This window comes from Streptomyces sp. NPDC025806 (genome assembly GCF_055558275.1).
Window position 1 is genome coordinate 344,698 of sequence record NZ_JBVHMU010000005.1, and the last position, 24,664, is coordinate 369,361.

Sequence of the window (24,664 nt, forward strand, 5' to 3'; positions counted from 1 at the left end):
TGTGCTCCTTGATCCAGTCGGGCGGCGGCCCGGGGCATGGGGTCATGATGGCGCAGGGACGGTTCGGGGGAGGCCGAACTGTTCCGGTCCTAGCGTCAGGGCCATGACGTACACGATGCATGAGTTCGACCGCCACGCGGACATCGAGGCCGCGCTCGCCGACCCGGCGCTCGTCCCTGAACCGCCCGCCGAGGATGGTGGTCCGGCCGAGGCGGGCGTCGCGTGGCTGCGCGCCACCGTGGCCCGGTTCAGCTCCGGTGACGCGCACCGGCGACGGCGGGCTCTGGTGGAGGCTGAACTGGCCCGGCTGGAGCCCGCTGTACTGCGTCGGGCGATCGCGGCAGGGCCCGAGGGGGAGGTCCGTGCACGGGTGGTGCGGGTCCTTGCCGAGGCGCTGGGGATGCCGGACCCCGGGGCCGCTGCGGAGGACGTGATCGTGATCGCCGGGGCCTACTTCGGGGGCGCGGAAGCGGACCTGGCCGAGGACGAGGCGGTGGCCCGCCTGGTGGGACAGCTCGTGCCGGTGCCGGCGGACGACGCCGTCCTGGAGGCTGCCGCCAACCGGATCGGGATTCTGGTGCAGGCCTGCGCGGCGACGGCCGCGCTGGTGGAGGCGGCGGCCGGCAGCGACGCACCGCTCGCTCGGGTGCTCCGTGAGGATCCGCCGGTCACGGCCGTGCGCCGGGTCGCTGCTCGTGCCACCCGGGTCGCCGGTCGGGACATCGCCGAGGGTGACAAGGTGCTGCTCGACGTAGAGGCGGCCCAGCGAGACCACCCCGTGCCCCTCGCCTTCGGCGCCCCGCCGCGTGTCTGCCCCGGCCGTGCCCACGCGCTGGCCCTGGCCGACGGCCTGCTCCGGCGCCCGCGGACCGCGTTCGCCCGCCTGCACGACCAGGTGACCCCACTGCTGCTGCCCAACGCATGGGACTACGCGTCCGCGGCCCTTCTGGCGGGGCAGGGCTTCCGGGCCATCGGCACCACGAGTCTCGGCGTGGCCGCGGCGGCGGGTCTCCCCGACGGTGCGGCGGTGACGGTGGAGGAGACCCTGGCGCTGGCCCGCCGACTCGGCCAGGGCTCATTTCTGTTCACCGTCGACATCGAAGGGGGATTCAGCGATGACCCTGAGGAAGTGGCCGAGTTGGCCGGCAAGTTGTACGACGCGGGCGCCGCTGGCATCAACCTGGAGGACGGGCGTTCGGACGGCACCCTCGCCCCCGTGGAACTCCACGCCGCGAAGATCGCGGCCGTCAAGGCCGCCGTGCCCGCGCTGTTCGTGAACGCGCGCACCGACACGCACTGGCTCGGACGCCAGGAGGAAGAGACCGGGACACGTCTCGCGGTGTACGAACAGGCCGGCGCGGACGGGGCGTTCGGGCCGGGGCTCTCGGATCCGGACAGGATCGCCACCCTGACGGCGACCCTCGTCGTCCCGCTGAACATCCTGTACACGCCGACCGGCCCCACCGTCTCCGAGCTGGCCGCGCTGGGCGTACGCAGGATCAGCCTCGGATCCCTGCTCTACCGCAACGCCTTGGCGGCGGCGCTGGCCACGGCGAGCACCGTCCGCGACGGCCTGCCGGGGGAGCCCCCGACCCTCTCCTACGCGGAAGTGCAGGCGCTGGGAGCACCTGCCGGGTCGCCGCGGAGCACCAGGTGACGTACCTGCTCGATGGTCACGCGGGCTTCTGCCCGGGAGCGGACACCGGCGCGTCGATGTCGTAGATGCGCGCGTCGACATGGTCCAGGGCGTGCCGGACGGCTCCGAGGATGACGGCCTGATCGCCGAGGTCCGAGATGGCCAGGGCGGGCGGCTCCAGGCACAGCGGGTCCAGGTGGCGGCGCAGGGGCTCCATCAGCACGTCCGCCGAGCGCGACACACCGCCGCCCAGGACCACCAGCTCAGGGTCGATGCTGAGCACGAGGGCCGCGATGCCCTCGGCCAGGCACTGGGTGAACCGGTCCACGGCCTCGAGCGCCGCCGGGTCGCCGGCCCGGGCCGCCGTGAGGACCAGGGCGCCCACCTGCTCGCGCGGGGTTCCTTCGGGCAGATGGGGATACGCCGTCAGATGGGCGGGGGCCCGGTGCCAGCCGACCAGCGGAAGGGCCCCGATCTCGCCCGCCGCGCCGCGTCGCCCGCGGTGCAGTTCGCCCCGGATCAGGATGCCGCAGCCGGTGCGCATGCCGGACAGGACGAAGACCACGTCCTCGACCTGTTGTGCCACGCCGGTCCAGCGTTCCGCCAGGGCCGCCAGGTTGCAGTCGTTCTCCACCAGGACCGGGGCGTCGAAGTCCCGGCCGACCTCGGCGGCGAGGTCGAGACCGGTCCACTCGGGCAGGCTGTCGGAGAGCCGCACCGTCCCCGATGAACTCACCACGCCCGTCGTCCCCACACACACGGCCATCACGTCGGCCCGGGTGAGCTCCGCCGCCGCGAGTGCCTGGTCCGCGGCATCGCGCAGGGCGGCGAGTCTCCCGGCGCGGCCGGTCGAGGCGTCCACCGCGGCGGAGTGCCGGCCGGCCGGAACCCCGTCCAGGTCGCAGACGGCCGCCCGGATGGTGGAGGCTCCCACATCGAGGCCGAGGACATGTCCGGCCTCGGCGCGGAAGCGGAAGAGGCGCCGGGGGCGGCCCATGTGGCCCGCCTGCGGCGGCACTTCGCTCAGCCATCCCATGCCGGTCAGCTCTTCGACGAGTCCTTCGACCGTGGGCCGGGAGAGCTCCGCACGCGCCGCCAACTCCGTGAGCCCGATGGGTGGTTCGCCCCGCAGTGCCCGCATGGTGGCGATCATGTTGATCCGCCGCATGCGCGATCCGTCGCTCCCGCGAATCTTCAACTACACACACCTCGACATGTATTGACAGAACTCAACGGTACTAATAAAAACATCCTTCATTAGTAAGTCGCAAGCAGTCAGCGGAGGTTGTCGATGCACGGTCCGGACGTCGAGCTCGCGGTCATCGGCGCAGGCCTGAGGGGCACGGGATACGCCCGCCGGGCCCGCGAAACCGGCCGGGCGCGCATCACGGCCGTGGCCGAACCGGACCAGGAACGCCGCACCCGCTTCGCCGAGGAACACGGCATCGACGAGCGGAACGTGTTCGAGGACTGGCGCGACCTCCTGGACCGCGACCGTCTCGCCGACGCGGTGATCATCTCGACGCAGGACAGCATGCACGTCGAACCGGCCGTCCGCGCCGCCGAACTGGGCTACCACCTCCTGGTGGAGAAGCCGATGGCGCCGACCGAGAAGGAAGCCGCGCAGATCACCGAGGCGGCCGAACGCCACGGCGTTCTCCTCGCCGTCTGCCACGTCATGCGCTACACCCGCTACACCGAGACGCTCAAGGAGATCCTCGACGCCGGGCGCATCGGCGACATCATGAACATCCAGCACCTCGAACAGGTCGGCTGGTGGCACCAGGCCCACTCCTTCGTCCGCGGCAACTGGAGCAACGAGGCCGCCTCCGCACCCATGCTCCTCGCGAAGGCCTGCCACGACCTGGACTGGATCGTGCACATCAAGGGAGCCCTGCCCGAACGGGTCTCCTCCTTCGGGAACCTCGTGCACTTCCGCCCGGAGAAGCGGCCCGAGAACGCCGCCGACAACTGCCTCGACTGCCCGGTGGAGACCACCTGCCCCTACTCCGCCAAGCGGATCTACCTGGACTGTCTCGGTGATCCGGCCAAGGAGTGGTGGCCCCTGTCCGCCGTCACCGACGACCACACCGAAGACGGCGTACTGGCCGCCCTGCGCGAAGGACCGTACGGACGCTGCGTGTACGCCGCGGGCAACGACGTCGTCGACAGCCAGGTGGTGGACATGGAGTTCGGCGACGGCACCACCGCCAGCTTCATGATGACCGCCTTCGCCGCGCTGGAGCATCGCAAGACCCGCATCTTCGGCACCCACGGCTCCATCGAGGGCGACGGCGTGAACCTGCGCGTCCACGACTTCCTCACCGACACCTACTCCACCGTCGTCACCGACACGAGCCCCGGAGCCTCGGCGGCCGAAGGCCATGGCGGCGGCGACGAGGTCCTCCTGGACGCCTTCGTCGAAGCCGTACGGGACAAGGACCCGACCCCCATCCGCTCCACCGGCCGCGAAAGCCTCGACACCCACCGGGTGGTCTGGGCCGCCGAGGCCGCCCGCCGTACCCGCACGGTCAGCACCCTCGTCCCGCAGGACAGACCCTTCACCGGAAAGACGATGTGATGAAGCAGCCCCTGACCCGCACCACCGCGCTCGCCCTGCTGTGCACCCTGGCCCTCGGCACCAGCGCATGCGGCAAGAAGAACAGCGGTGACTCCGCCGAAGGAAAGGCGGAGAAGTCCTTCTCCTACACCTCCACCTGGGGCAGGGACGAACCGCAGGCGAAGATCTTCCGCGCGGCGATCGCCGACTTCACCGCGAGCACCGGCATCAAGGTCGACGTGAAGTGGATGGGCCGCAACGGAACCGACACCCTCGCCACCGAGATGGCCGCCGGACGGGGCCCCGACCTCTTCGACACCGGCACCGACACCATGGGCAAGCTCCGCGCCCAGAACCTGCTCGCCCCCCTCGAAGACGTCCTGAGCGAGAAGATCCCGGGCGAGGGCAAGACCGTCGGCGACGTCCTGCCGGCCGCCGCCGAGGCAGCGTCCAGCGACGAGAAGGGCCTCGGCCTGATACCCCACACCGTCATCTCCACCGGCGTGTGGTTCGACGCGAAGCAGCACCCCGACCTGGCCAAGACCCCGCCGCGGACCTGGTCCGAGTTCACTGCCTACCTCGACAAGGCCAAGAAGGCCGGCCGCACCCCCCTCGGTCAGGACGGCACCGTCCCCTTCTACAACGCCTACTGGTTCTACTCCGCGCTGGTGCGCGCCAACGGAGCCGGCAGCCTGCACGCGCTCGGCACCGACGCCGCGGCCTGGGACAAGCCCGAGGTCCTGGCAGCGGCGAAGCAGGTCCAGCAGCTCGCCGGGGGCGGCTACTTCCAGAAGGACTTCATCGCCACCAAGTACCCGGCCGCACAGGACAAGTTCGCCACCGGCGGCTACGACCTGAACATCAACGGAACCTGGCTGACGAGCGAGATCAAGCCGAAGCTGCCCGCCGACGCCAAGATCGAGTCTTTCCAGTACCCGGCCGGCGGAAAGAACTCCGTCGAAGCCGGAACGCTCGGCTGGGGCGTCAACGCCAAGGGCAAGCACCCCGACGCGGCGAAGAAGTTCCTCGCCTTCTTCCAGCAGAAGAAGTACGCCTCCCGCATCGGGACCGAGGCACTGAACATCCCCGCCCGATCCGGTGTGCCCGCCCCCGAGAACCTCACCGGCATGCAGAAGACCATCACCGACGCCACCGCGGTCCACAAGCCGTACGACGGAGCCCCCGCCCTGAACGCCTGGTGGACCGACGTCTTCATGCCGCTCGACGACAAGCTGCTCAGCGGCAAGATCACCGCGCGGGAGTTCGTGGACCAGGGCAAGGAGAAGAGCGCCGCCTTCATCAAGGCCAACAGCTGACCCTGCCCGGCAGCACCACGGCACAGCCACCCACCACCCACGCCCCGGCCCCCCGACGCCCTGAAGCAGGTGACCATGAGCGCGACAGCCACCCGGACCCCGCGCGACACCAGGCCGACCAGCACGCCGCCCGATCAAGCGACCAGCAGGCGACGCAAGGTCAAGCCCGCACGGGAGAGAGCGTTCTGGCGCTTTCTGACCCCGGCTCTCGCGCTCTACACCGCGCTGTTCGTGGTGCCCTCGCTCTACGGCGTCTGGGTCAGCCTGTACCGCTGGCCCGGCCCCGGCTCCGAGATGACCTGGCGCGGGCTGAAGAACTACACGTCCCTCCTCGACAACGAAGCGTTCCTGTCCTCCTTCTGGAACACCCTCGTTCTGGCCGTCGGCGGGGGAGGGGCCGTCTTCGCGGTCACGTTCCTCGCCATGACCGTGCTGCGCCAGCTCAAGGGCCGGGCGTTCATCCGGGCCGTGGTGTTCCTGCCCATGATCATCTCGGCGATCGCCGTCGGCGCCGCCATCGGGTTCCTCCTCAACCCCGACGGCGCCGTCAACGACGTCCTCGCCGTGTTCGGGATCGACGGACTGCCCTGGCTCGGCCCCGACCTCGTCTTACGCTGCATCATCGCCGGCCTCGTCTGGTCCTCCACCGGCTTCTACATCGCCCTGATGATGTCCGCCGTCGACGCCATCCCCCCACACCTCTACGAGGACGCACACCTCAGCGGCGCCACCAAGTGGGAGCAATTCCGGTACATCACCCTCCCGTTGACCTGGGACGTCTTCTCCGTGGCCGCCGTGCTGTGGGTCGTCAACAGCCTCAAGGTCTTCGAGATCGTCCTCGCCTTCACCACCGGCGGCACACCGGGCAACCCGCCGCTGGAAGCACGCACGGTCGCCGTGCAGCAGTACATCTCCATCGCCGGCGGCACCACGGTCCCCGACCTGGGCCAGGGCGCGGCCATGGGCGTGGTCGTGGTCCTGATCACCGCGGTCCTGATCCTGCTGATCCGCCGCCTCACCCGCCGCGACCGAGTGGAGCTCTCGTGAACCCCGTCAGAAACAACCGTGCGCCCGCCCGGATCGTCGGCGACATCCTGCTCCCGAGGCTCACCGCGATCGCCCTGTGGCTCTGGGTCGCGTTCAACCTCCTGCTCGTCGCCTGGGTCGGGCTCCAGTCCCTCAAGTCCTCGCGCGACGTCTGGATCCACCCGTTCTCCCTGCCGACCGCACCGCAGTGGGCGAACTACTCCTCCGCGTGGCAGGCCGCCCAGTTCTCGAAAGCGGCCCTCAACAGCGTGCTGCTGACCGCCGTGGGCGCGTTCCTCATCGTCGCTGTCGCGGCCCCCGCCGCGTATGCCCTCGCCCGTTCGTCACGCCGTGCGGCGGGCGCCCTGACCAGCTACTTCGCGATGGGCATGAGTATCCCGCTCCAGACCCTGATCATTCCGATCGTCGTGGTCAAACTGTCCGTCAGCACCTTCATGGTGGACTGGGTCACCGGCTGGTGGGACGACCGCATCACCCTGCTCGTCTTCGAGGTCGCGCTCTCCCTGCCCTTCGCCGTCTTCGTCCTGACCGGCTACTTCCGTTCCCTGCCCGGCGAAGTCGAGGAGGCCGCCGAACTCGACGGGGCCGGCCCGCTGCGCACCTTCGTCCAGGTCATGGTCCCGCTGGCCCGCCCGGGCATCGTCACCGTCCTGGTCCTCAACGTGATCGGCCTGTGGAACTCCACCCTGCTGGTCATGATCATCGCCCCCGGCGAGGACGAACGCACCCTGCCCGTCGCCCTGCTCAACCTCTACGGCACCATGCAGTACTCCTCCGACTGGGGCGGCATGTTCGCCGGCATCGCGATCCTCGTGTACCCGATGGTCGTCCTCTACCTGTGGTGCGGCCGCCGCATCGTCGACGGCATGACCGCGGGCATCGGCAAGTAGCACCCACCACGACGCACGACGCACCACTCACGACGCACCACTCACGACGCACCGCGCACGACGCACCACGCACGACGCACGACGAAGCCAGGAACCACCTCATGTGACGCAGACCTTTCCCCCAGGAGGCTCCATGCACAGCAGGCGCGCCCTACTCACCGCCGCGCTCGGCACAGCCCTGACCGTCACCCTGCCGGCCGGCAGCGCGAGAGCGGCCACGGGCACGACGTACTACGTGGACTCCACCGCCGGAGACGACTCCGCTCCCGGCACGTCCACCGCCACACCCTGGCGCACCCTGACCCGGGTGAACCAGCAGGTCTTCCAGCCCGGCGACACGGTCCGCTTCCTCGCCGGAGGCACCTGGACCGGCCAGTTCGCCCCCAAGGGCTCGGGTGCCGAGGGCGCCCCGGTCACGGCGACCTCGTACGGCACCGGAGCCAAGCCGCACATCGCCGGCAACAACACCGTCCCTTCGGCCGTCCTCCTGGAGAACCTCAAGCACTGGACGCTCGACGGCCTGGAGATCACCAACGGCACCGGATCCACGACCTGGCGCGTCGGCGTCGAGGTCCGTGCCAAGGACATCGGCGCCGTCCCCGGCATCACCCTGCGCAATCTGTACATCCACAAGATCGACGGCGTGGCCCAGGTCGGTTCGGGCAACATCGGCTCGGCCGGCATCCTCGTGAACGTACGCGGCAACAGCGTCGCGACGTACTACACCGGCATGCTGATCGAGAAGAACGAGATCGCCGACACCAAGGCGTACGGCATCACGACCTGGTCCACCTGGATGCAGCGCGAAGGCTGGACCTCGCTGTGGGGTGAACTCAACATCCCGGCAGGGGAGTACGGACCCTTCAAGCCCAGCACCGGACTCGTCATCCGCGGCAACTACGTCCACGACGTCGGCTCCGGCGGCATCAACCCCAACCAGGTCGCCGACACCCTCATCGAGTACAACACCGTGGCCCGCCCCACCTCCACCACCACGAACGTCGGCATCTGGTGGTCGGGCGCGGACCGCACCACGGTCCAGTTCAACGAGGTGTACGGAGCACGGTTCGGCGGCCGGGGACTGGACTGCACGGCCTTCGACGCGGACGCCTCCACCCACGACAGCCTCGTGCAGTACAACTACAGCCACGACAACGGCGGCGGCTTCTTCATCTCCGTCTCCCTCGGCACGGCACCCGCCAGCGCGATCGTCCGCTACAACATCAGCCAGAACGACGGCAACGAGATCTTCACCTTCTCGACCAACACCGACGGCGTCGACGTCTACAACAACACCATCTACGTTGCGTCCTCACCCAGCCGCCCGCTGTACAAGATCGCGCAGGTCTACCACAACCCGAAGAACGTGACCTTCCGCAACAACCTCTTCGTCAACCAGGCGAACCTGGCCTACGACACCGCCGGGATCACCTACCGCAACAACCTCTACAGCGGCGGCCCCGTCCCGCCGGACACCGCGGCGATCACCGGGGACCCCAAGCTCACCGCCCCCGGCACGGCCACCTCACGCACCGACCTCACCGGCTACCGCCCCCTCACCGGATCGGCCGCGATCGGCGCGGGCCTCGCCATCACCGGCAACGGAGGCCGGGACATCCTGGGCGCCGCCCTGCCCGGTGTCGTCGCGGTCGGCGCCGTGGAGGGCCTGCCGGGCAGCTACGGAGCACCCGTCGCGACCACCACCATGGGCACCGGCCAGGGATCCATCGCCGCGGTGGTCGACGGCAAGGAGTCGACGAGCTGGGCGAGTCCGGTCGACGTGACGCTGCCCGGCAGCATCACGGTCGACTACAAGACCACCCGCCGCGTCTCCTCACTCACCCTGGCCACCCACTTCGGCCAGGGTCAGGGGTTCACCCGCGTCGACGTCCAGACATGGAACGGATCGACCTGGACCACTCAACTGGCCGACGCCGCCGTCACCTGGGCCAGTAACACGTCCACCGTGGAACGCCGCACCCTCACCCTCCCGACCCCCGTCGACACGTCCCAACTCCGCCTCGTGGTCAAGGCCGCCAACCGCCAGTGGGGCAACATCGCCCTCAACGAGCTCACCGTCGCCTGACGCGGCCGGGCCGGCCGCTCCTCGGAGCGGCCGGCGTCGCTCACGCGGGGAGCGTGTCGCCGGGGAAACCGTGGCAGGGGTGGACCTCGCAGCGCATCATCCCGGCGCGCACGCAGGGGTCCCCGGCCATGATCTCCGTGGCTTCCTCGGCCGACACGGTCATGATCGCGACGCCCGCCAGAGTGTCGGAGCCGACCGGACACAGGACCGCGATCACTCCCTCGTTGCGCAGCGACACCATGCGCCGCTGGTGTTCGAGCTCGATGGCGTCCGCGCCGTCCATGGTCCGCTCCGGCCCCCACTGAAGGAGCGCCAGGCTGTACGGCTTCGCGGTTTCGGCCAGAGCCCGAATCTGTTCGTCCGTCACGGTCGCGCTCACGGTGTCTCCTTCTGCTTCTCGATACGCCGGGTCGGCACGGCCTCCTCAGTATGGAGTCAGGGGGTGGTGCCCTTGACGGCTTTCTCGCTCGAACCGGTGTCGAACTGTTCACCCCTGTTGGATACTGCCACTATCCAATCGACGGAGAAGCTTCTCCAAGGGGGACCCATGAGGCGAGCCGTGATGCGCATACCCGGATACGTCAGCGCCGTCTGTGCCGCCGCCGCGGCGACGGTCTTGGCCACCTCCACCTCCGCGGCGGCGGTGACCGGCCCCGAGCAGGACAACTTCCTTCCCGCGATGGTCCATTCCATCCTCCACCTCGACATCGATCCGCCCGGTGCCAACGACTGGAACTGCCGACCCGACGCCGCTCACCCGCGTCCGGTCGTCCTGGTCCACGGCACGTACGAGAACCGCTACAACAACTGGGCCCGGATGTCCCCCGAGTTGAAGGCCCAGGGGTACTGCGTCTACGCCCTCGACTTCGGCGACACCGACGACGCCGCTGTGGCTCTCGCCCCCACCGTCAAGGGATACGGAGACATCAAGGCGTCCTCGAAGGAGCTGGCCGCCTTCGTGGACAAGGTGCTCACTGCCACCGGCTCCGCACAGGTCGACCTGGTCGGACACTCCCAGGGCGGGACCCTGGCCCGCTGGTATCTCAAGGCCGACGGCGGCGCGAACGCGGCCGACCCCTCGAAGAACAAGGTCAAGAAGGTCATCCAGCTCGGCGCGACCAACCACGGCACGACCATGAGCGGCATCTCGACGCTCGCCGACAAGCTCGGAATTCTGGAACCCGGGCAGGTGACCGTGGGCGAGGCGGGCGTCCAGCAGTACGAGAAGTCCGACTTCATCAAGGAACTCAACGCCGACGGCGACACCGTCCCCGGGGTCGACTACACCGTGATCGCCACCCGGTACGACGAGATCACCACTCCCTGGCAGAGCACGTTCATGACGGCGGGCCCCGGAGCGACGGTGCGGAACATCACCTTGCAGGAGGGCTGCCCGATCGACCTCTCCGCCCACCTGAGCATGTCGTACAGCCCGCGCGCGATCGGCCTGGTCGAACGAGCCCTGGACCCCTCGGCCCCGGCGGCCCCCTGCGTGCTGAGGGCACCGGCCTTCTGATTCCGGCTCTCCTCACTGACCGGACGGAACTCAGGCCGGCGCGGTGGTATCCCCTGCCATGCGGAACCGACCGGTCCTGGTGAGGAGCCATGCCGTCAGTTGGCGGACGCGGTCGTCCTGTTCGGGAGATCGGCGGCTGAGGAGGTGGTAACTCGTGCCGTCGGGGACGAATCCGAACGGGGCGACGAGTTGCCCTCGTTCCAGGTCGTCGTGGGCTACGGCGTACGGGGCGATGGCGACCCCGACGCCGGCTGTGGCGGCCTGGAGGGTCAGGTAGAAGTGCTCCAGGGTCTGCTCGGAGGCGGGCTCTGTCCTCGTGCCGGTGATCCGCTGCCAGTCGTCCCATGCCTGCGGCCGTGTCGCGGTGTGCAGGAGGGGCACCTGTGACGCTCCGCCGGAGCCGGTCAGGAGAGCTGCGAGGTCGGGCCGGCACACGGGTCCGATCCGTTCCGCGAACAGGCGGGTCCGGCACGTGTTCTCGGGGAAGGGGAAGTCGTCCCGGCGGATCGCGAGGTCGATGTCGTCCCGCTCGAAGTGGACGGGGCCGCCGCCCGCGGACAGGTGGACGGCGACGTCCGGCACGGTCACGGCCAGGTCGGGGAGCCGGGGGATGAGCCATCGCATCAGCAGGGTGGGCTCGCAGGAGAGGGTGAGCGGCCCCGCGGGCGCGCGGTGCGCGAGCTGCCGGGCCGCCGCATCGATCTGATCGAGTGCGTCCCGGACGACGGCCGCCAACTGGCGGGCCTGAGGGGTCGGGCGCAGAGCGCGGGTCTTCCGTTCGAACAGCGAGGTTCCGAGGGCCCGTTCGAGATTCTGGATCTGTCGGCTCACCGCGCCGTGCGTGACGTGCAACTCCTGCGCCGCCGCCGTCATGCTCGCGTGCCGGACGGTCGCCTCGAAGGGGAGCAGCGTGTTCAAAGGAGGAAGGGCCGACCATCGCATGCGTGAACCCTACTCACAGGTCCTGTGAGAAGGAATCGTTTGTCCTGCCCATTCGGCCTGAACGACTATTGATCCGTTCACAGAGAAGAGCTGATGAGGAAGAGGGCGGGGCATGACATTCCGCAACGCCGCGCGGCAGGGCATCGCCATCCTGGCGGACGACCTCACGAGCGCCGGGGACGGCGCGGCGCCGTTCCGTCAGGCCGGTCACGACGCCCGGATCCTGCTCGCCGCCCCGGCGGACGTGCCGCCGCACACCGGGGGCGTGAGCGCGGTCGATCTGGGGACCCGGGTGCTGGACGAGGAGGCCGCCGCTTCGCGCACCGAGCGGGCGGCCCGTCTGTTCGCCGGCTCCGCGTTGCTCTTCAAGACGGTGGATTCCACCCTGCGCGGTCATGTCACGGCAGAGGTCCGGGCCGCGTGGGCGGGGTCGCGCCGGCGGGCCGTCGTCCTCGCACCGGCCTTCCCCGCAGAGGGCCGCGTGACCGTGAAGGGCGTCCAGTACGTGCGCGGCGTACCGGTCCATGACAGCGACTACGCCCGCGACCCCGTACATCCCGTGCGGTGCTCGGACCTCGCCACGCTCTTCCCGGAGGCCGTGCTCGTGCAGCCCGAGCAGGCGACCGAACTGCCCGAACTGATCGGGAACGGCGGCCTGATCGTCTGCTCCGCCGCCGAGGACCGCGACCTCGACCGTGTCGTGGCGGCGGTGCCGCGACCTGACGACGTGCTGTGGGTCGGCTCCCCAGGTCTGGCGGCCGCCCTGGCCCGAAGGGCTGCCCGCACCACGGGCACCCCCGCACCGGCGCCGCCCCGGTCCCGACGCCCGCTGATCGTGGTCGGCAGCACCAATCCGGCGACCCGCCGGCAGTTGGCCGAGCTGCGCACCCGGCACGACGTCCAGGGCGTCACCGTCGGTGTCGATCCGGCCCCGGCCGTGGAGACGCTGCGAGGCCTGACAGCCCCCGTCCTCACCCTGCAGACACCCGATGAACGCCACACCCCGCAGACCGCACGGCAACTCGCCCGCTCCCAGGCGGCAGTCGTCCGGGCGCTGGCCGCAGACCACACGGTCGACGCCCTCGTCGTCACCGGGGGAGAAACGGCCACCACCGTCCTCCAACCCCTGGGCGCCACCGGCATCGACCTGATCGACGAACCCGAACCCGGCGTCGTCCGCGGCCTGTTGACCGGCCGACTCCCTCTGCCCGTGCTGATCAAGGCGGGCGGATTCGGCGACGACGCCCTGCTCCTTCGGCTGTCCCACCTCGTCCGACACCCCCTCGCCCCAGGAGAGGACGCATGATCCCGATCGCCATCACCATGGGCGACCCCTGCGGAATCGGCCCCGAGATCACCCTCAAGGCGTGCGCCGATCCCCGTAACACCCTGCCCGTCGTCGTCATCGGCGACCTGGACGTCCTCGCCCGCGCCGACCGGCTCGCCGACACCCGCCTCACCCTGCGCCCCATCTCCTCCGTCGACCAGGCACGGTGCGCACCCGGCACCGTGGACGTCCTCGCCGACGACGGCCTTCCGGCCGACCTGCCCTGGGGCACACTCGACGCCCGGGCCGGAGCGGCGTCCTTCCGGTACGTCCGCCGCGGAATCCAGCTCGCGACGGCCCACGAGGTACGGGCACTGGTCACCGCGCCGATCCACAAGGAAGCCCTGCGCCTGTCCGGCGTCCCCTACCCCGGACACACCGAGATCCTCGCCGACCTGTCCGGCACCACGGACTACGCGATGATGATGGCCACCGACGAACTGCGGATCGTCCTGGTCACCGTGCACCAGTCACTGCGCACCGCGATCGACGCGATCACCACGGACCGCGTACTCGACATCATCCGCCTCACCCACCGCACACTTCTGCGCAGCGGCACACCCGCGCCGCGCATCGCCGTCGCCGGCCTCAACCCCCACGCGGGGGAGAACGGCCTCTTCGGCCGCGAGGACCTGGACATCATCGCGCCGGCCGTCCGGACCGCGCAGAACGAAGGCATCCGGGCCAGCGGCCCCTGGCCCGCCGACACCGTCTTCATGCGAGCCCGCGCAGGAGACTTCGACGCCGTGGTCGCCCAGTACCACGACCAGGGACTCATACCCGTCAAGTACCTCGGGATCGAGCACGGCGTCAACATCACCATCGGCCTGCCCTTCGTCCGCACCAGCGTCGACCACGGCACCGCCTTCGACATCGCCGGTCTCGGCACGGCCGACCACACCAGCCTCCTGGCCGCCCTGACCCACGCCGACCGCCTGTCTGCCGAGGCGCCGGCCCGTCCCTGACCCACCGCTTCGCATCAGCCCGGAACAGAGGACCGAAGGACCCCATGGACTTCATCTTCATGCTCACCCGCGACGACCGCACCGTCTCCGACTGCCTCGACGTCCTCGACACCATCCAGGACCTCGGCATCACCCACATCGGCTTCAAGGACATCGGCGCCGACCCCGACACGCTCGCCCAACTCCACACCCGCATCAAGGACATGGGCGCCACCACCTACCTCGAAGTCGTCAGCACCCACCGGGACCAGGCACTCGCCTCCGTACGCACGGCCGTCGAACTCGGCGTGGATCGGCTGATGGGCGGCACCTGGATCGAGGAGACCCTCCACCTGCTGCACGGCACATCCATCGGCTACCTGCCCTTCGCCGGAGAACCCCTCGGGCACCCCACCCGCCTGGCCGGCGACGCGGACCGCATCGCCGACGACTGCCGACGCGCCGAAGCCGCCGGCTGCGCGGGCGTCGACCTCCTCGCGTACCGCGCCACCGATGCCGCACCGCTCGACCTCGTCCGTGCCGCCCGCGCCGCCACCACCGGCCGCCTGGTCATCGCGGGCTCCATCACCGGCACCGACCAGATCCAGGCACTGGCAGCAGCCGGCGCCGACGCCTTCACCATCGGCTCTGCCGCCTTCGACGGCTCCCTCCAGCCCCACGCCGGCACCCTCCGGTCCCAACTGGCGTCAGTGGTCGGTCTGTAGAGCACTCCGCTCTCAGCCGGTGGCCGCGTCGAGGCAGTGGTCGAGGAGTGCGTGCATCCGGGGCACGGGGAGGGCGGGGTTGGAAGCCGCGCCTTCGGCGGTGTCCGGAGCGGTGAGGAGGGCTTCCAGGGTTTCCGGTGCCAGGTTCGGGTTGGCGGCGGCTGCTCGGCGCACCGGCGCGGCGGGGTCCTGGACCGGGGGGTGGGCCAGGGCGGGGTCGGCTGCTGCCTGGGCCCGCACTTCGGGATCGGGGTGGTCGACGAGGTGGGCCCAGCCGGTGCGGGGGAGTGCGGGCAGGGTCCGCAGGTGCGGACGGTGGGCCGGGCGGGTGGCGAAGACCTCCACGAGAAGGTGCGGCGGAGCGAGCGGGTGGTGGCAGGCCAACCGGATTCTCACTTCCTCGTCGTCGTCCTGTGCGAGGGTGTCGACGTGTTCCGCCGGCAGGCCCGGCCAACTCGCGGCAACCCGGCGGAGTACGGGTTCCTCGGACACCGCACAGGCCGCAAACCAGTCCGGGGACGGCCCGATCGCCGGATCGGTGCTCGTCCCGGTGAACGGTTCACCGATCGGGCAGGTGCAGTCCGGGCCGTGTCCGAAGCCCCACTCGACCGCCCCATACTCGGCCCAGGTGCTGAGGAAGGGGCGCAGGCGGGCACGGGTCCGCACCTCGCCGTCCGGGTCCTGTGCCAACTCCGCGACCAGGTCGGGCCCCAGATTGGGCCGCGTGGCGACCAGCGCACGGACCCGGGCCTCGGGGTGGCGGGCGAGCCGGGCGACGGCGAAAGCCGGAATGTGCGGGTTTCGGGTCAGCGGGTCCACCGTGCCGTCAGCGAAGCACTGCTCGACGAGCGCGGGGGGCAGGGCACAGGTGGCGAACACCCAGGCATTGCGCGCATCGAGGGACGGCAGCACGGCCTCCACCCGCGCCGGGTCCAGCGCCCAGTTCCTGTCCCGCGCCGCTTCCCGGACCGCGGGGTCCGGATCGTCGAGCAGCGCCGCCCGCTGAGCCGGGGTGAGCGACTGCCACCTCCAGGTGGCCAGTGTCCGCAGTTCGGGGCGCTCGCGGCCGGCCATGGAGCGGAAGAAGGACAGCGGGATCTGCCGGGACGCATCGAGCTCGCCGATGATCTCTTTCGCGGTGACCTTGCCGTCCTCGCCCCCGTCCTGAGCGGTCAGGATCTCGATGAGGACGTCGTCCGGCAGCGGTCGCACCCTGCGGGGCCACCCGCGGGGGCCGCCTGCGAGCCATCCGCGCACGATCCCCGACGGGTCCGTCGCCAACGGGGCGAGCCGCGCCGGATCGACGTACGGGTTGCGGGCCAGTGCGCGGCGGATGACGCCGTCCGGATGGCGCAGGGCGGCGTCGATGACGGTGTCCGGGAGGTCACGTCCCTCGCACAGCAGCGGGCCGGTCGCTCCGGCCGCTCGGTCCAGCAGGCGGAGCAGTACGTCGGAGGGCGCCGCCCGATTGAAGGCGATGCCGCGCAGCCAGGGTTCGCGCAGGGAGTCGGACACCGCGTCATCCTGCCACCTCGCCCTTGAAGCGTGCCGACTGGTTCATGCCGTCAGTCGGTCCCCGAGCGGGCTGCGCAGGTACAGCACCAGGTGCCCCTGCCGGGCCCGGGTGACCAGTCCCGCCCGGCGCAGAACACTCACCGATCGGGCCGTGACCTGTCGACCGAGGTCGACCTCCACCGGCTCTGCTGGTCGGGCAATACGCCGGCGACGAAGGACACGGTGCCCGCGAGCTGACCTGTCGAGCCGGTCTGAAGGCCGTCGAGCGAGGGGAAGAGAACCACGTGGATGTGTACGAAGCCGTGGACGGTCGCCGGGCCGTGCGGGCGTTCAGTGACGAGCCGGTGCCCCGAGACGTTCTCGAACGCGTGCTGACCGCGGCCACGCGCGCTCCGTCGAGCGGGAACCTCCAGCCGTGGCAGGTGTACGTCGTGTCCGGCGAGCCGCTGGCCGAGTTGAAGAGGCGCGCGACGGCCCGGGCCCTGGCGGGAGACCCGGGGGACGAGCGGGAGTATCCGATGTACCCGGCCGACCTGGGCTCACCGTACGCGGACCGCTTCTCCGCCGCGGCCGCCCAGCGGTACGAAGCCCTCGGCATCGAACGCGACGACCCCGCCCGCCCCACCAAGATCGCCGCCCTGAACTCAGGGGCGCTCGGGGCGCCGGTCGTGCTGTTCTGCTACCTCGACCGGACGATGGGACCCGGACAGTGGGCCGACGCCGGCATGTATCTGCAGACGGTCATGCTGCTGCTGAGGGCGGAAGGGTTGCACAGCTGCCCCCAGGTGATGTGGACGATGTACCGCAGGACCGTCGGCCAGGTGGTCGGGGCCGACGACGAACTCGTGCTGCTCTGCGGCGTCGCGGTGGGATTCGAGAAGGACGGCGCGCCACGTCTGCGCACCGGGCGGGCCGAACTGGCGGAAACGGTGCGCTTCATCGGAACGTGACGGCAAGGCGGCCAGGAGCTCAGCCGGCGTGACGTACACGGGGCCGACGTTCACTGACAGGAGATGTCAGTGAACCTCCGGAGACTGGTGCGATGCTCCTCAGTCACCCCTCGCGCCGGGCCGAACGGCTGCTCGTGCCCGCTGCCTTCGCCACCGCACTCGGCAACAACGTCCAGCTCATCGCGGGCGCCCTGCTCATGATCAGGGAGCAGCGGACCATGATGGCCGTCGGCTGGCTCTTCATCGCCGTCGCCGGGCCGCAAGCACTGCTCTCGCCCCTCTTCGGACGGCTGGCCGACCGCTTCGACCGGCGGGCCCTGTGGATCGGCTGCGATGCCACCAGTGCCGCGCTGGCCCTCGGGCTGCCGCTGTGGCTGGTCTGCGGCGGCTCCCCGGGGCCCGGCATCTACGGCGCCAATCTGATGCTGGCAGTGGTCGGCGCCCTGTTCTTCCCGGCGAGTTCCGCGCTGATCAAGGAACGGGTCGCGGCCGACCGGCTGCGGCGGTTCAACGCCCGCTACGAGATGGCGACCCAGGCGGGAATGCTGCTGTCCGCGACGGTCGGCGGCCTGGCCGTGCAGGCGTTCGGTGCCGTACCGCTGCTGGTGTTCAACGCCGGGACCTTCGTCGTCTCGGCGCTCTGCGTCGCCGCGGTGGGGCGTCGTCGCCCGCACCGGATGCCGACGGCCACCCCCGACGGGCCCCCGGCACCGGCCCCGCCGGCTCCCCGCGTCCCGCTGCGGATGCGTCGGTTCATCCTGCTCTATGCCCAGGGCAGCGTGGTCGTCACGGTCTTCAACGCTCTGCTGCCCACCGCCGTCATCGGTGAACTCCACCTGGGGCCCGGGACGTTCGGCACCGTGGACGCCCTCGGGAGCCTCGGCTTCCTGGCAGCGACCGGCGCCTACCGCTTCGTCGGCCGGCACTGGCCCGACCTGCGCGTCGCCGTCGTGGGCTTCCTGCTCTGCGATGCCGGCCTGCTGCTGCAGAGCCAGTTCGGGATCGCCGGCTATCTCCTCGGCGTGCCGCTGGGCGCCTTCTTCTTCGGACAGGCCCGGATCGCATCGAGGACCATGCTGATGACCTCGGCCGACGACGCCTCGGTCGGCAGAGTCTTCGGGCTGGCGAACGGCGGCGGACTGGCGGCCACGGTCGGTGTGATGCTCCTGGTCGCGACGGTCACCGACCACACGGACACCCGCTACGGCTTCGGGGTCCTCGCCGCCCTCTCGCTGCCGGCGACGCTGTCCGCCGCACTGCTGCTGAGGTCACCGGCCTCCGCCCGGTCCGATGAGTCCGCCGGCCGGTACCGGTCGAGCACCGCCGCCGCTGTCGCCGCGATCGCGCGACGCAGCTCCTCGGGAGCCAGCACCTCGATGTCCGGCCCCAGCGACAGCAGCGCGGGCACCGCCAGCTCGACCGACTCCAGCGGCACCGTCGCGGTCACCCACCCCTCCGCATCCGGCGGCCCTGCCGACGCTTCGACGGCGCGGACCAGCGCCGCGTCCAGACGGTCCGGCAGCGCGGACAGCAGCGCCGGAGCGATCCGGACGGACGCCTGAAGGCGCAGTCGGCGTGCGTCGTAGGCGGCCAGGTAGTCCTGCCAGTGCGCGGCCAGATCGAAGGCGTCCGGCCGCTCGAAGCCGTCATCGCCGACCTCCAGGCGCAGGATCGACGACACCCGGTACGTGCGCACCGTGCCGTCCGCCGCCGCGACGAGGTACCAGACGCCCGCCTTGAGAACCAGGCCGTAGGGGTCGAGCTCGCGCTCGACCTCCTGCGGTTCGGCCCAGCGGCGGTAGCGCACCCGGATGCGCCGCTGGTTCCACACGGCCTGGGCGAGCGCCATGAGAGCGGGCGGGGAGTCCTGCTCCCGGTACCAGCCCAGCGCGTCGAGGTGGAACCGCTCACGGACCCGGCCGGCCCGGTCCCGGAGCGGGGCCGGCAGCGCCGCGGTCAGCTTCAGCTGCGCCGCCGCCAGAACCTCACCCAGCCCCAGATCGTCCGCCGCGCCCGGCAGCCCGGCCAGGAACAGCGACTCGGCCTCGTCGGCATGCAGCCCGGTGAGCCGGGTCCGGTAACCGCCGAGCAGCTCGTAGCCGCCGCGGTGCCCGGAGTCCCCGTAGACCGGGATGCCCGCGCCGCTCAGCGAGTCGATGTCCCGGTAGACGGTCCGGACCGAGACCCCCAGCTCCTCGGCGAGCTCGCCGGCCGTCAGCCGGCCCCGATTCTGCAACAGCAGAAGGAGCGAAAGAAGCCGGGCCGCGCGCATGAGCCCATCATTCCAGGCCCGGCCCGGCCGGAGTCAGGTCCCTGGCCCTTGCTTCCGGCCGCCGCGCCCGCTCCACGGCGCGACCGATGAGTTTCTGCCGCGGGGCCGGTCCAAGCTCATGACACCTCAGGAAGGAACACCGCCATGTCCGAGCTTCTCGTCGACTTCATCACCTCCCTGGACGGCTGTGCCTCGGGGGAGGGATGGCCCGGGTTCTGGGGCATGGAGGGGCCGGAGTACCTCGCGTGGCTCGGCGAGCAGCCCAAGGCCACCTACCTGATGGGAGCGAACACCTACCGTCTGATGTCGGGGTTCGCCGCGGGGGAGGTACCCCAGGGGCAGGACGAGTTCCGGCCCGAGGAAGAGGCGTCCGTCGATGAGCTCACGCAAGCGCCCAAGGTGGTGTTCTCCTCCTCACTCGACGAGCCGCTGAAGTGGGCCAACTGCACGCTGGTCCGGGACGATGCCGTCGAGGCGGTGCGCGCCATGAAGTCGGGCGGCTCGGGGCTCCTCAGCACGATCGGCAGCCTCAGCCTGTGCCGGTCCCTGCTCCGTGCCGGGCTGGTCGACCGCTTCCGCGTCGTGATGTTCCCGGTGATCACCGGGGCCACGGGTGAGGAACGCATCTACGACGGCTATCCCGACGTCGCCCTCGACATGATCGATCACCGCACCTTCGACGGCCGCATCCAGCTGGTCGAGTACACGCCCCGCGTGCTCGAGCACCCTCCGCTCGACGCCCCGGCCTGACCCGGCCCGTCCGCCGGTCCGGACGCCCTGGGCATGTCGGCTGTCGGCTCAGCGGTGCTCGGGGTTCTCGAAGTCGAAGCGGCAGCCGGCGTCCCACTCGGAGCGCTGGTTCCCGTGTGCCGGGATGCCGCCGGCGTCCTTGAGCATGCGGGCCAGGTGGAGCTGGTTCCAGGTCATGAAGGTGGTGTTGCGGTTGGTGAAGTCGTTCTCCGGCCCGCCGGAACCGGGGTCGAGGTAGGAGGGCCCGGGGCCGGCCGGGCCGACCCAGCCCGCGTCGGCCTGCGGCGGGATCACGTAGCCGAGGTGCTGGAGGCTGTACAGGACGTTCATCGCGCAGTGCTTGGCGCCGTCCTCGTTGCCGGTGATCAGGCAGCCACCGACCCGCCCGTAATACGCGTACTGGCCACGGTCGTTGAGGATCGACGAGCAGGCGTACAGCCGCTCGATGACCTGCTTCATGACCGAGGAGTTGTCTCCCAGCCACACGGGTCCGGCGAGGGTGAGGATGTCGGCGGCCATCACCTTCGAGTAGACGGCGGGCCACGCATCGGCCTCCCACCCGTGCTCGGTCATGTCGGGCCACACACCGGTCGCGATGTCGAGATCCACCGCCCGCAGCACCTCGACCTCGACGCCCTGGCGCTCCATGATGCCGGTGCTGACGTCGATCAGGCCCTGAGTGTGGCTGCGTTCCGGGGAGCGCTTGAGCGTGCAATTGATCACCAGCGCGCGGAGATCACGGTAGGACGTGGCGGTGTCGGTCATCGATGCGGCCCCTTGCGGACGAGAGCGTGGGCCGGCGGCGGAACACGCCCGGCTGCCGATGCCGAGCCGGCTCCGGGGTCGTCCGGCCGAAAATCCCGCCCACTGTCTCGCCTCCTGGAGCGAAAAGCCCGAGCGCCGCACCCGGGCCGGCGAAGTCGGCCACCCGATCACCCGGGCGGCCCCGCTCCGACGGCCTGTGTCCCGAACTCACGAGGTGCTCGCCTACGAGCCGCCGCGCCGCTGCGCGGACGGGTGGTGCGGGCAGACCGGCGTCGCCGTGCCGCGCGCACCACCGGAGTCTCACCGCCCGAGCACCTGCCCGTAGTACAGCGCTCCCCGCAGCCCGAACAGCCGAGGCGTCAGCGCCTTCGAGCCCGTTCCCGCACCGTTCGGCAGGGTCCAGACGCCGCCTGTGCTCAGGGTCTGTTCGTACTCCGTGCTGTTCTCGTTGTAGGCGCCGACCGTGACGTCCCCGTCGCCGTCACCGTCGTAGTCCGCGACCGCCAGCGCCGAGCCGAACTCGTCGTTGACCTCCGGCGTCCCCGGGACCCCGCCGGAGCCCTGGCGCCAGGCCGCCGAGGTCGCGGTGCCCGAGGCGTCGAGCAGGCCGTCCGGGCCCGAGGTCAGGACCGTCGCCGAACCGGCGCGGCTCGTCGTGCCGATCGCCTCGGCGGGGGTGCCCGCCACCAAGTCGTCCCGACCGTCTCCGGTGAGATCGCCCGCGGCCAGCCTGATGCCGAAGTTGTCCTCTTCCTCCGCCGTACCCGCGACGCCCGGGGTGTCCTGGCTGAACGTGTGGGTGCGGGTGCCGAAGTCGGAGCCCGTGCCGCCTCCGTAGAACACCCGCACCTTGCCGCCCTTGGCCAGCTCGTCGGGGCCGCAGGCTCCGGAGGGCCGGTCGGCCTCGGCGATGATCAGGCAGTGTCCGAGCGCGAGGTCGTCCACGCCGTCGCCGTCGAAGTCGCCCGCGGCCACGTCGTAGCCGGTGGCCGGGGACCTCCAGTACTCCTGCAGGGCCGCGCCGTTCCAGCGCCACAGGGTGGTGCGCGAGTAGTCGTTGGAGTACGAGGAGATGGCGAGCTCGGTGGCGCCGTCGCCGTCGAAGTCCCCGGCCGCCAGCCTGCCCGAAGTGCCGCCGAAGCCGGTGTCGAGCAGGTGCGTCAGCGGCTTGTCCACGGTGAACGGACCCGGCCGCAGGGTCACTTCGCCGAACTCCCCGTGGGTCAGACCCACCGCCACGTCCACGGCGCCGTCCCGGGTGAAGTCGCCCACGGCGAGCGAGGCGCCCGCGCCGCCGCCCGCCGGGCCCTGAGCGATGGTCCGGCCGCGCTCGAAGTGGCCGCTGGACGAGCCGTACAGAACGACCACGGAGCCGTGGTCCTTCGCCGTGTCGCCCACGTCCTCGCCGGGTGCCCCGACGACGACGTCGGTGAGGCCGTCGCCGTCCACGTCGGCGGTCGCCACGGAACTGCCGAACCGGTCGTTGTCCTCGCTGGTGCCGGGGACCCCCGGGCTGTCCTGGCTGACAGTGGCGGTGGACGTACCGGCGCCGCCCGGGCCGCCGTAGAGCACGTGCAGGTAGCCCGCGGACTTCTTGCCGTCCAGGTCCCCCCGGTACACGCCGACCACGGCGTCCGCGTACCCGTCACCGTTGAAGTCGGGGCCCTGGACGGCCGTCGCGGACGCCGCGCCTGCCGGGGTGGCGAGCCCCGCCGACGCGAGGACGGTGGCGGCGCCGAGCAGGACGGCGGAGAGTCTCTTACTGCGTACGGGGCGCACTGGTACTCCAAATCGTGTGGATGGAAAGGCAGTTCACGTGCTCGGGGCGAATGGGGGGTGGGCGGATGCCTAGAGCCCCAGTACCTGGCCGTACTTGATGGCTCCGTCGGGCAGCGCGAAGCCGAACGGAGTCAGCGACTTGCCCAGCGGGTACGTCTCCTGCGTGCTGCTCGGCGCGAACCAGACACCACCGGACCTGCGCTCACCGGCGTTCTCGCCGGGCGCGCTCACCGCGGTGTCCCGCAGCCCGTCGCGGTTGTAGTCGCCGACGGCCACCTGGGCGCCGAAACGGTCGCCGGCCTCGGCCGTGCCCGGCATGTTCGGGGTGCTCTGGCTGCGCGCCAGACCGCCGTTCAGGCCCTGGTCCGTGCCGTTCAGGGTGACGTAGCCGCCCGCGTCCTTGACCGTGCCCACGTCCTCGCCGGGCACGCCGACCACCAGTTCCGGACGGCCGTCGCCGGTCAGGTCGCCCGCGGCCAGCGAGGCGCCGAAGTCGTCGCCCGCCTCGGCGGCACCGCCGACCCCCGGGCTGTCCTGGTTGACGCACTGGAACTTGGTGCCGAACTCGCCGGCCTTCGAACCGTGGAGAAGGAGCACCGCCCCGCCGGCCAGGTCCTCGCAGTAGGTGTGGTCCGCCTCGAAGTTGGGCTGGATGGAGCCGACCGCGAGGTCGTCCGTGCCGTCCTGGTCGAAGTCCGCGACGGCGAGCGACTTTCCGTGGTCGATGTCGGACCACCACTGGGCGGGGCCGGACTGGCCGTCCCAGCGGGTGATGAAGGTGCCGTACTGCTCCATCCCCCTCCAGGTGGTGGCGAGGTCGTCCCGGCCGTCGCCGTCGAAGTCGCCGGTGGCCAGGTCGTCGGTGCGCCCGCCCATGCTGTAGGTGCGCAGGGTCGTGGTGGTCACCGGGTCGGCGGTGAGCGGGCCCGGGCGGAACCGCAGTGACCCGTGCTCCTCGCCGTTCTCGCCGTACGCGAGGTCGATGTCGCCGTCGCCGTCGTAGTCGCCCGTGGCGATGGTGCTGCCGATCCCGCTGAACCCGGACGTGCCCCTCGCCACGGTGGTGCCCTTGAGGTTCCACTCCGAGTTGTCCAGGACGGTGATGGTGCCCTCGTCCTGGAGCTGGTCGGAGGTGAGCGACTCGCCGCTCGCGCCGACGACCAGTTCGGAGCGACCGTCGCCGTCCACGTCCACGACCGCCAGGGAAGAGCCGAAGCGGTCGCCCGCCTCGGGCGTCCCGGGTATCCCGGCCTCGGCCTGGCTGATGACACCGGTGGACTGGCTCGGGCTCTGCGGACCACCGAAGATCACGCTGACATAGCCGGCCTTGGCCTTGCCGTTCACCGTGGCGTCCGGCATGCCGACCGCGATGTCCGCGTAGCCGTCGCCGTTGAAGTCGAACCGCGGAGCAGCGACGGCCGCGGCGCTCCCGGCGAGCGGCAGGGTCACACCGGCGGCGGTGAGTGCCGCGACGGCGGCGATGGCGGCGAGGGTACGTACACGCACGGAGGAACTCCTGTAGTAGCCGGGGGAACTGAGATGGAAGAGCTTCCGGGGATGTGACTCACGTGGCGTACGAAGGGTTGCGTGGAAGTGGCGGCCTGATGAACACGACTTCGTGGACGTCGCGCAGGGAGACGTGCG

At 70.9% G+C, this 24,664-nt stretch carries 20 protein-coding genes and 1 pseudogene; 13 read left to right on the forward strand and 8 right to left on the reverse strand.

What is annotated here, in order from left to right:
• Positions 1-103: 103 nt before the first annotated feature.
• The gene (locus ACZ4E1_RS14395; RefSeq protein WP_467539237.1) at positions 104-1,657 is read left to right on the forward strand and encodes an isocitrate lyase/phosphoenolpyruvate mutase family protein; all 1,554 of its coding nucleotides are present in this window, start codon (positions 104-106) and stop codon (positions 1,655-1,657) included.
• Between the two features lie 16 nt (positions 1,658-1,673).
• Here ACZ4E1_RS14395 and ACZ4E1_RS14400 read toward each other — a convergent pair whose 3' ends face one another.
• Positions 1,674-2,804 carry an ROK family transcriptional regulator gene (locus ACZ4E1_RS14400; protein ID WP_467539239.1) on the reverse strand — a complete coding sequence of 377 codons (1,131 nt, stop codon included), beginning with the start codon at positions 2,802-2,804 and terminating at the stop codon, positions 1,674-1,676.
• Positions 2,805-2,927: 123 nt separating this feature from the next.
• Here ACZ4E1_RS14400 and ACZ4E1_RS14405 point away from each other — a divergent pair, with 123 nt between their 5' ends.
• From ACZ4E1_RS14405 to ACZ4E1_RS14425, 5 genes are all read left to right on the forward strand, one after another.
• Positions 2,928-4,217 carry a Gfo/Idh/MocA family protein gene (locus ACZ4E1_RS14405; RefSeq protein WP_467539241.1) on the forward strand — a complete coding sequence of 430 codons (1,290 nt, stop codon included), beginning with the start codon at positions 2,928-2,930 and terminating at the stop codon, positions 4,215-4,217.
• On the forward strand, positions 4,217-5,512 hold the full coding sequence (locus ACZ4E1_RS14410) for an ABC transporter substrate-binding protein (protein ID WP_467539243.1): 1,296 nt from the start codon (positions 4,217-4,219) through the stop codon (positions 5,510-5,512). The genes ACZ4E1_RS14405 and ACZ4E1_RS14410 overlap by 1 nt, the downstream gene beginning before the upstream one ends.
• Before the next feature lie 75 nt (positions 5,513-5,587).
• Positions 5,588-6,559, forward strand: coding sequence for a carbohydrate ABC transporter permease (locus ACZ4E1_RS14415; protein WP_467539246.1), 972 nt, complete (start codon positions 5,588-5,590; stop codon positions 6,557-6,559).
• Positions 6,556-7,449 carry a carbohydrate ABC transporter permease gene (locus ACZ4E1_RS14420; RefSeq protein ID WP_467539247.1) on the forward strand — a complete coding sequence of 298 codons (894 nt, stop codon included), beginning with the start codon at positions 6,556-6,558 and terminating at the stop codon, positions 7,447-7,449. The genes ACZ4E1_RS14415 and ACZ4E1_RS14420 overlap by 4 nt, the downstream gene beginning before the upstream one ends.
• 133 nt (positions 7,450-7,582) lie before the next feature.
• Positions 7,583-9,535, forward strand: a complete 1,953-nt coding sequence (locus tag ACZ4E1_RS14425) for a discoidin domain-containing protein (RefSeq protein WP_467539249.1) — start codon at positions 7,583-7,585, stop codon at positions 9,533-9,535.
• 40 nt (positions 9,536-9,575) lie between these two features.
• Here the strand turns inward: ACZ4E1_RS14425 and ACZ4E1_RS14430 are convergent, their stop codons facing one another.
• Positions 9,576-9,914: a YciI family protein gene (locus ACZ4E1_RS14430; protein ID WP_467539252.1), complete on the reverse strand. Its 339-nt coding sequence runs from the start codon at positions 9,912-9,914 to the stop codon at positions 9,576-9,578.
• A 168-nt stretch (positions 9,915-10,082) separates the two neighbouring features.
• Here ACZ4E1_RS14430 and ACZ4E1_RS14435 point away from each other — a divergent pair, with 168 nt between their 5' ends.
• On the forward strand, positions 10,083-11,051 hold the full coding sequence (locus ACZ4E1_RS14435) for an esterase/lipase family protein (RefSeq protein WP_467539254.1): 969 nt from the start codon (positions 10,083-10,085) through the stop codon (positions 11,049-11,051).
• 30 nt (positions 11,052-11,081) lie between these two features.
• On the opposite strand, the gene ACZ4E1_RS14440 is transcribed toward ACZ4E1_RS14435, so the two are convergent.
• On the reverse strand, positions 11,082-11,993 hold the full coding sequence (locus ACZ4E1_RS14440) for a LysR substrate-binding domain-containing protein (RefSeq protein ID WP_467539257.1): 912 nt from the start codon (positions 11,991-11,993) through the stop codon (positions 11,082-11,084).
• A 112-nt stretch (positions 11,994-12,105) separates the two neighbouring features.
• On the opposite strand from ACZ4E1_RS14440, the gene ACZ4E1_RS14445 reads away from it, so the two are divergent.
• From ACZ4E1_RS14445 to ACZ4E1_RS14455, 3 genes are read left to right on the forward strand one after another with little or no spacing between them, the layout of a single operon-like run.
• Positions 12,106-13,299 carry a four-carbon acid sugar kinase family protein gene (locus tag ACZ4E1_RS14445; protein ID WP_467539260.1) on the forward strand — a complete coding sequence of 398 codons (1,194 nt, stop codon included), beginning with the start codon at positions 12,106-12,108 and terminating at the stop codon, positions 13,297-13,299.
• Positions 13,296-14,285 carry a 4-hydroxythreonine-4-phosphate dehydrogenase PdxA gene (gene pdxA, locus ACZ4E1_RS14450; RefSeq protein WP_467539264.1) on the forward strand — a complete coding sequence of 330 codons (990 nt, stop codon included), beginning with the start codon at positions 13,296-13,298 and terminating at the stop codon, positions 14,283-14,285. Before ACZ4E1_RS14445 ends, pdxA begins: the two co-directional genes overlap by 4 nt.
• Positions 14,286-14,329: 44 nt before the next feature.
• Positions 14,330-14,989 (forward strand): hypothetical protein, encoded by a 660-nt coding sequence (locus tag ACZ4E1_RS14455; protein ID WP_467539266.1) that lies wholly within the window; start codon positions 14,330-14,332, stop codon positions 14,987-14,989.
• Between the two features lie 12 nt (positions 14,990-15,001).
• Here ACZ4E1_RS14455 and ACZ4E1_RS14460 read toward each other — a convergent pair whose 3' ends face one another.
• Complete coding sequence (locus tag ACZ4E1_RS14460; protein WP_467539269.1) at positions 15,002-16,504, reverse strand: hypothetical protein; 1,503 nt, start codon at positions 16,502-16,504, stop codon at positions 15,002-15,004.
• 284 nt (positions 16,505-16,788) lie between these two features.
• Here ACZ4E1_RS14460 and ACZ4E1_RS14465 point away from each other — a divergent pair, with 284 nt between their 5' ends.
• Positions 16,789-17,454 (forward strand): nitroreductase, encoded by a 666-nt coding sequence (locus ACZ4E1_RS14465; RefSeq protein ID WP_467539272.1) that lies wholly within the window; start codon positions 16,789-16,791, stop codon positions 17,452-17,454.
• A 197-nt stretch (positions 17,455-17,651) separates the two neighbouring features.
• Positions 17,652-18,524, forward strand: a pseudogene (locus ACZ4E1_RS14470) (MFS transporter); the annotation flags it as partial.
• 131 nt (positions 18,525-18,655) lie between these two features.
• Here ACZ4E1_RS14470 and ACZ4E1_RS14475 read toward each other — a convergent pair.
• On the reverse strand, positions 18,656-19,726 hold the full coding sequence (locus ACZ4E1_RS14475; RefSeq protein WP_467539274.1) for a helix-turn-helix transcriptional regulator: 1,071 nt from the start codon (positions 19,724-19,726) through the stop codon (positions 18,656-18,658).
• Positions 19,727-19,870: 144 nt separating this feature from the next.
• Between ACZ4E1_RS14475 and ACZ4E1_RS14480 the strand changes: the two genes are divergently transcribed.
• Positions 19,871-20,476 (forward strand): dihydrofolate reductase family protein, encoded by a 606-nt coding sequence (locus ACZ4E1_RS14480; protein WP_467539276.1) that lies wholly within the window; start codon positions 19,871-19,873, stop codon positions 20,474-20,476.
• Positions 20,477-20,524: 48 nt separating this feature from the next.
• On the opposite strand, the gene ACZ4E1_RS14485 is transcribed toward ACZ4E1_RS14480, so the two are convergent.
• The 3 genes from ACZ4E1_RS14485 to ACZ4E1_RS14495 all read right to left on the reverse strand — a co-directional run bounded on the left by ACZ4E1_RS14485 (position 20,525) and on the right by ACZ4E1_RS14495 (position 24,526).
• Positions 20,525-21,241, reverse strand: coding sequence for a flavodoxin family protein (locus ACZ4E1_RS14485; RefSeq protein ID WP_467539279.1), 717 nt, complete (start codon positions 21,239-21,241; stop codon positions 20,525-20,527).
• A gap of 300 nt (positions 21,242-21,541) precedes the next feature.
• A complete protein-coding gene (locus ACZ4E1_RS14490; protein WP_467539281.1) occupies positions 21,542-23,020 on the reverse strand; it encodes an FG-GAP-like repeat-containing protein in 1,479 nt (492 codons plus the stop codon).
• Positions 23,021-23,089: 69 nt separating this feature from the next.
• Positions 23,090-24,526, reverse strand: a complete 1,437-nt coding sequence (locus ACZ4E1_RS14495; RefSeq protein ID WP_467539284.1) for an FG-GAP and VCBS repeat-containing protein — start codon at positions 24,524-24,526, stop codon at positions 23,090-23,092.
• Positions 24,527-24,664 lie beyond the last annotated feature (138 nt).

Coding starts and splice junctions, on each gene's coding strand:
- ACZ4E1_RS14395 (WP_467539237.1), top strand. CDS start 104: ATGACGTACACGATGCATGAGTTCGACCGCCACGCGGACATCGAGGCC.
- ACZ4E1_RS14400 (WP_467539239.1), bottom strand. CDS start 2,804: ATGCGGCGGATCAACATGATCGCCACCATGCGGGCACTGCGGGGCGAA.
- ACZ4E1_RS14405 (WP_467539241.1), top strand. CDS start 2,928: ATGCACGGTCCGGACGTCGAGCTCGCGGTCATCGGCGCAGGCCTGAGG.
- ACZ4E1_RS14410 (WP_467539243.1), top strand. CDS start 4,217: ATGAAGCAGCCCCTGACCCGCACCACCGCGCTCGCCCTGCTGTGCACC.
- ACZ4E1_RS14415 (WP_467539246.1), top strand. CDS start 5,588: ATGAGCGCGACAGCCACCCGGACCCCGCGCGACACCAGGCCGACCAGC.
- ACZ4E1_RS14425 (WP_467539249.1), top strand. CDS start 7,583: ATGCACAGCAGGCGCGCCCTACTCACCGCCGCGCTCGGCACAGCCCTG.
- ACZ4E1_RS14435 (WP_467539254.1), top strand. CDS start 10,083: ATGAGGCGAGCCGTGATGCGCATACCCGGATACGTCAGCGCCGTCTGT.
- ACZ4E1_RS14440 (WP_467539257.1), bottom strand. CDS start 11,993: ATGCGATGGTCGGCCCTTCCTCCTTTGAACACGCTGCTCCCCTTCGAG.
- ACZ4E1_RS14445 (WP_467539260.1), top strand. CDS start 12,106: ATGACATTCCGCAACGCCGCGCGGCAGGGCATCGCCATCCTGGCGGAC.
- pdxA (WP_467539264.1), top strand. CDS start 13,296: ATGATCCCGATCGCCATCACCATGGGCGACCCCTGCGGAATCGGCCCC.
- ACZ4E1_RS14455 (WP_467539266.1), top strand. CDS start 14,330: ATGGACTTCATCTTCATGCTCACCCGCGACGACCGCACCGTCTCCGAC.
- ACZ4E1_RS14475 (WP_467539274.1), bottom strand. CDS start 19,726: ATGCGCGCGGCCCGGCTTCTTTCGCTCCTTCTGCTGTTGCAGAATCGG.
- ACZ4E1_RS14480 (WP_467539276.1), top strand. CDS start 19,871: ATGTCCGAGCTTCTCGTCGACTTCATCACCTCCCTGGACGGCTGTGCC.
- ACZ4E1_RS14485 (WP_467539279.1), bottom strand. CDS start 21,241: ATGACCGACACCGCCACGTCCTACCGTGATCTCCGCGCGCTGGTGATC.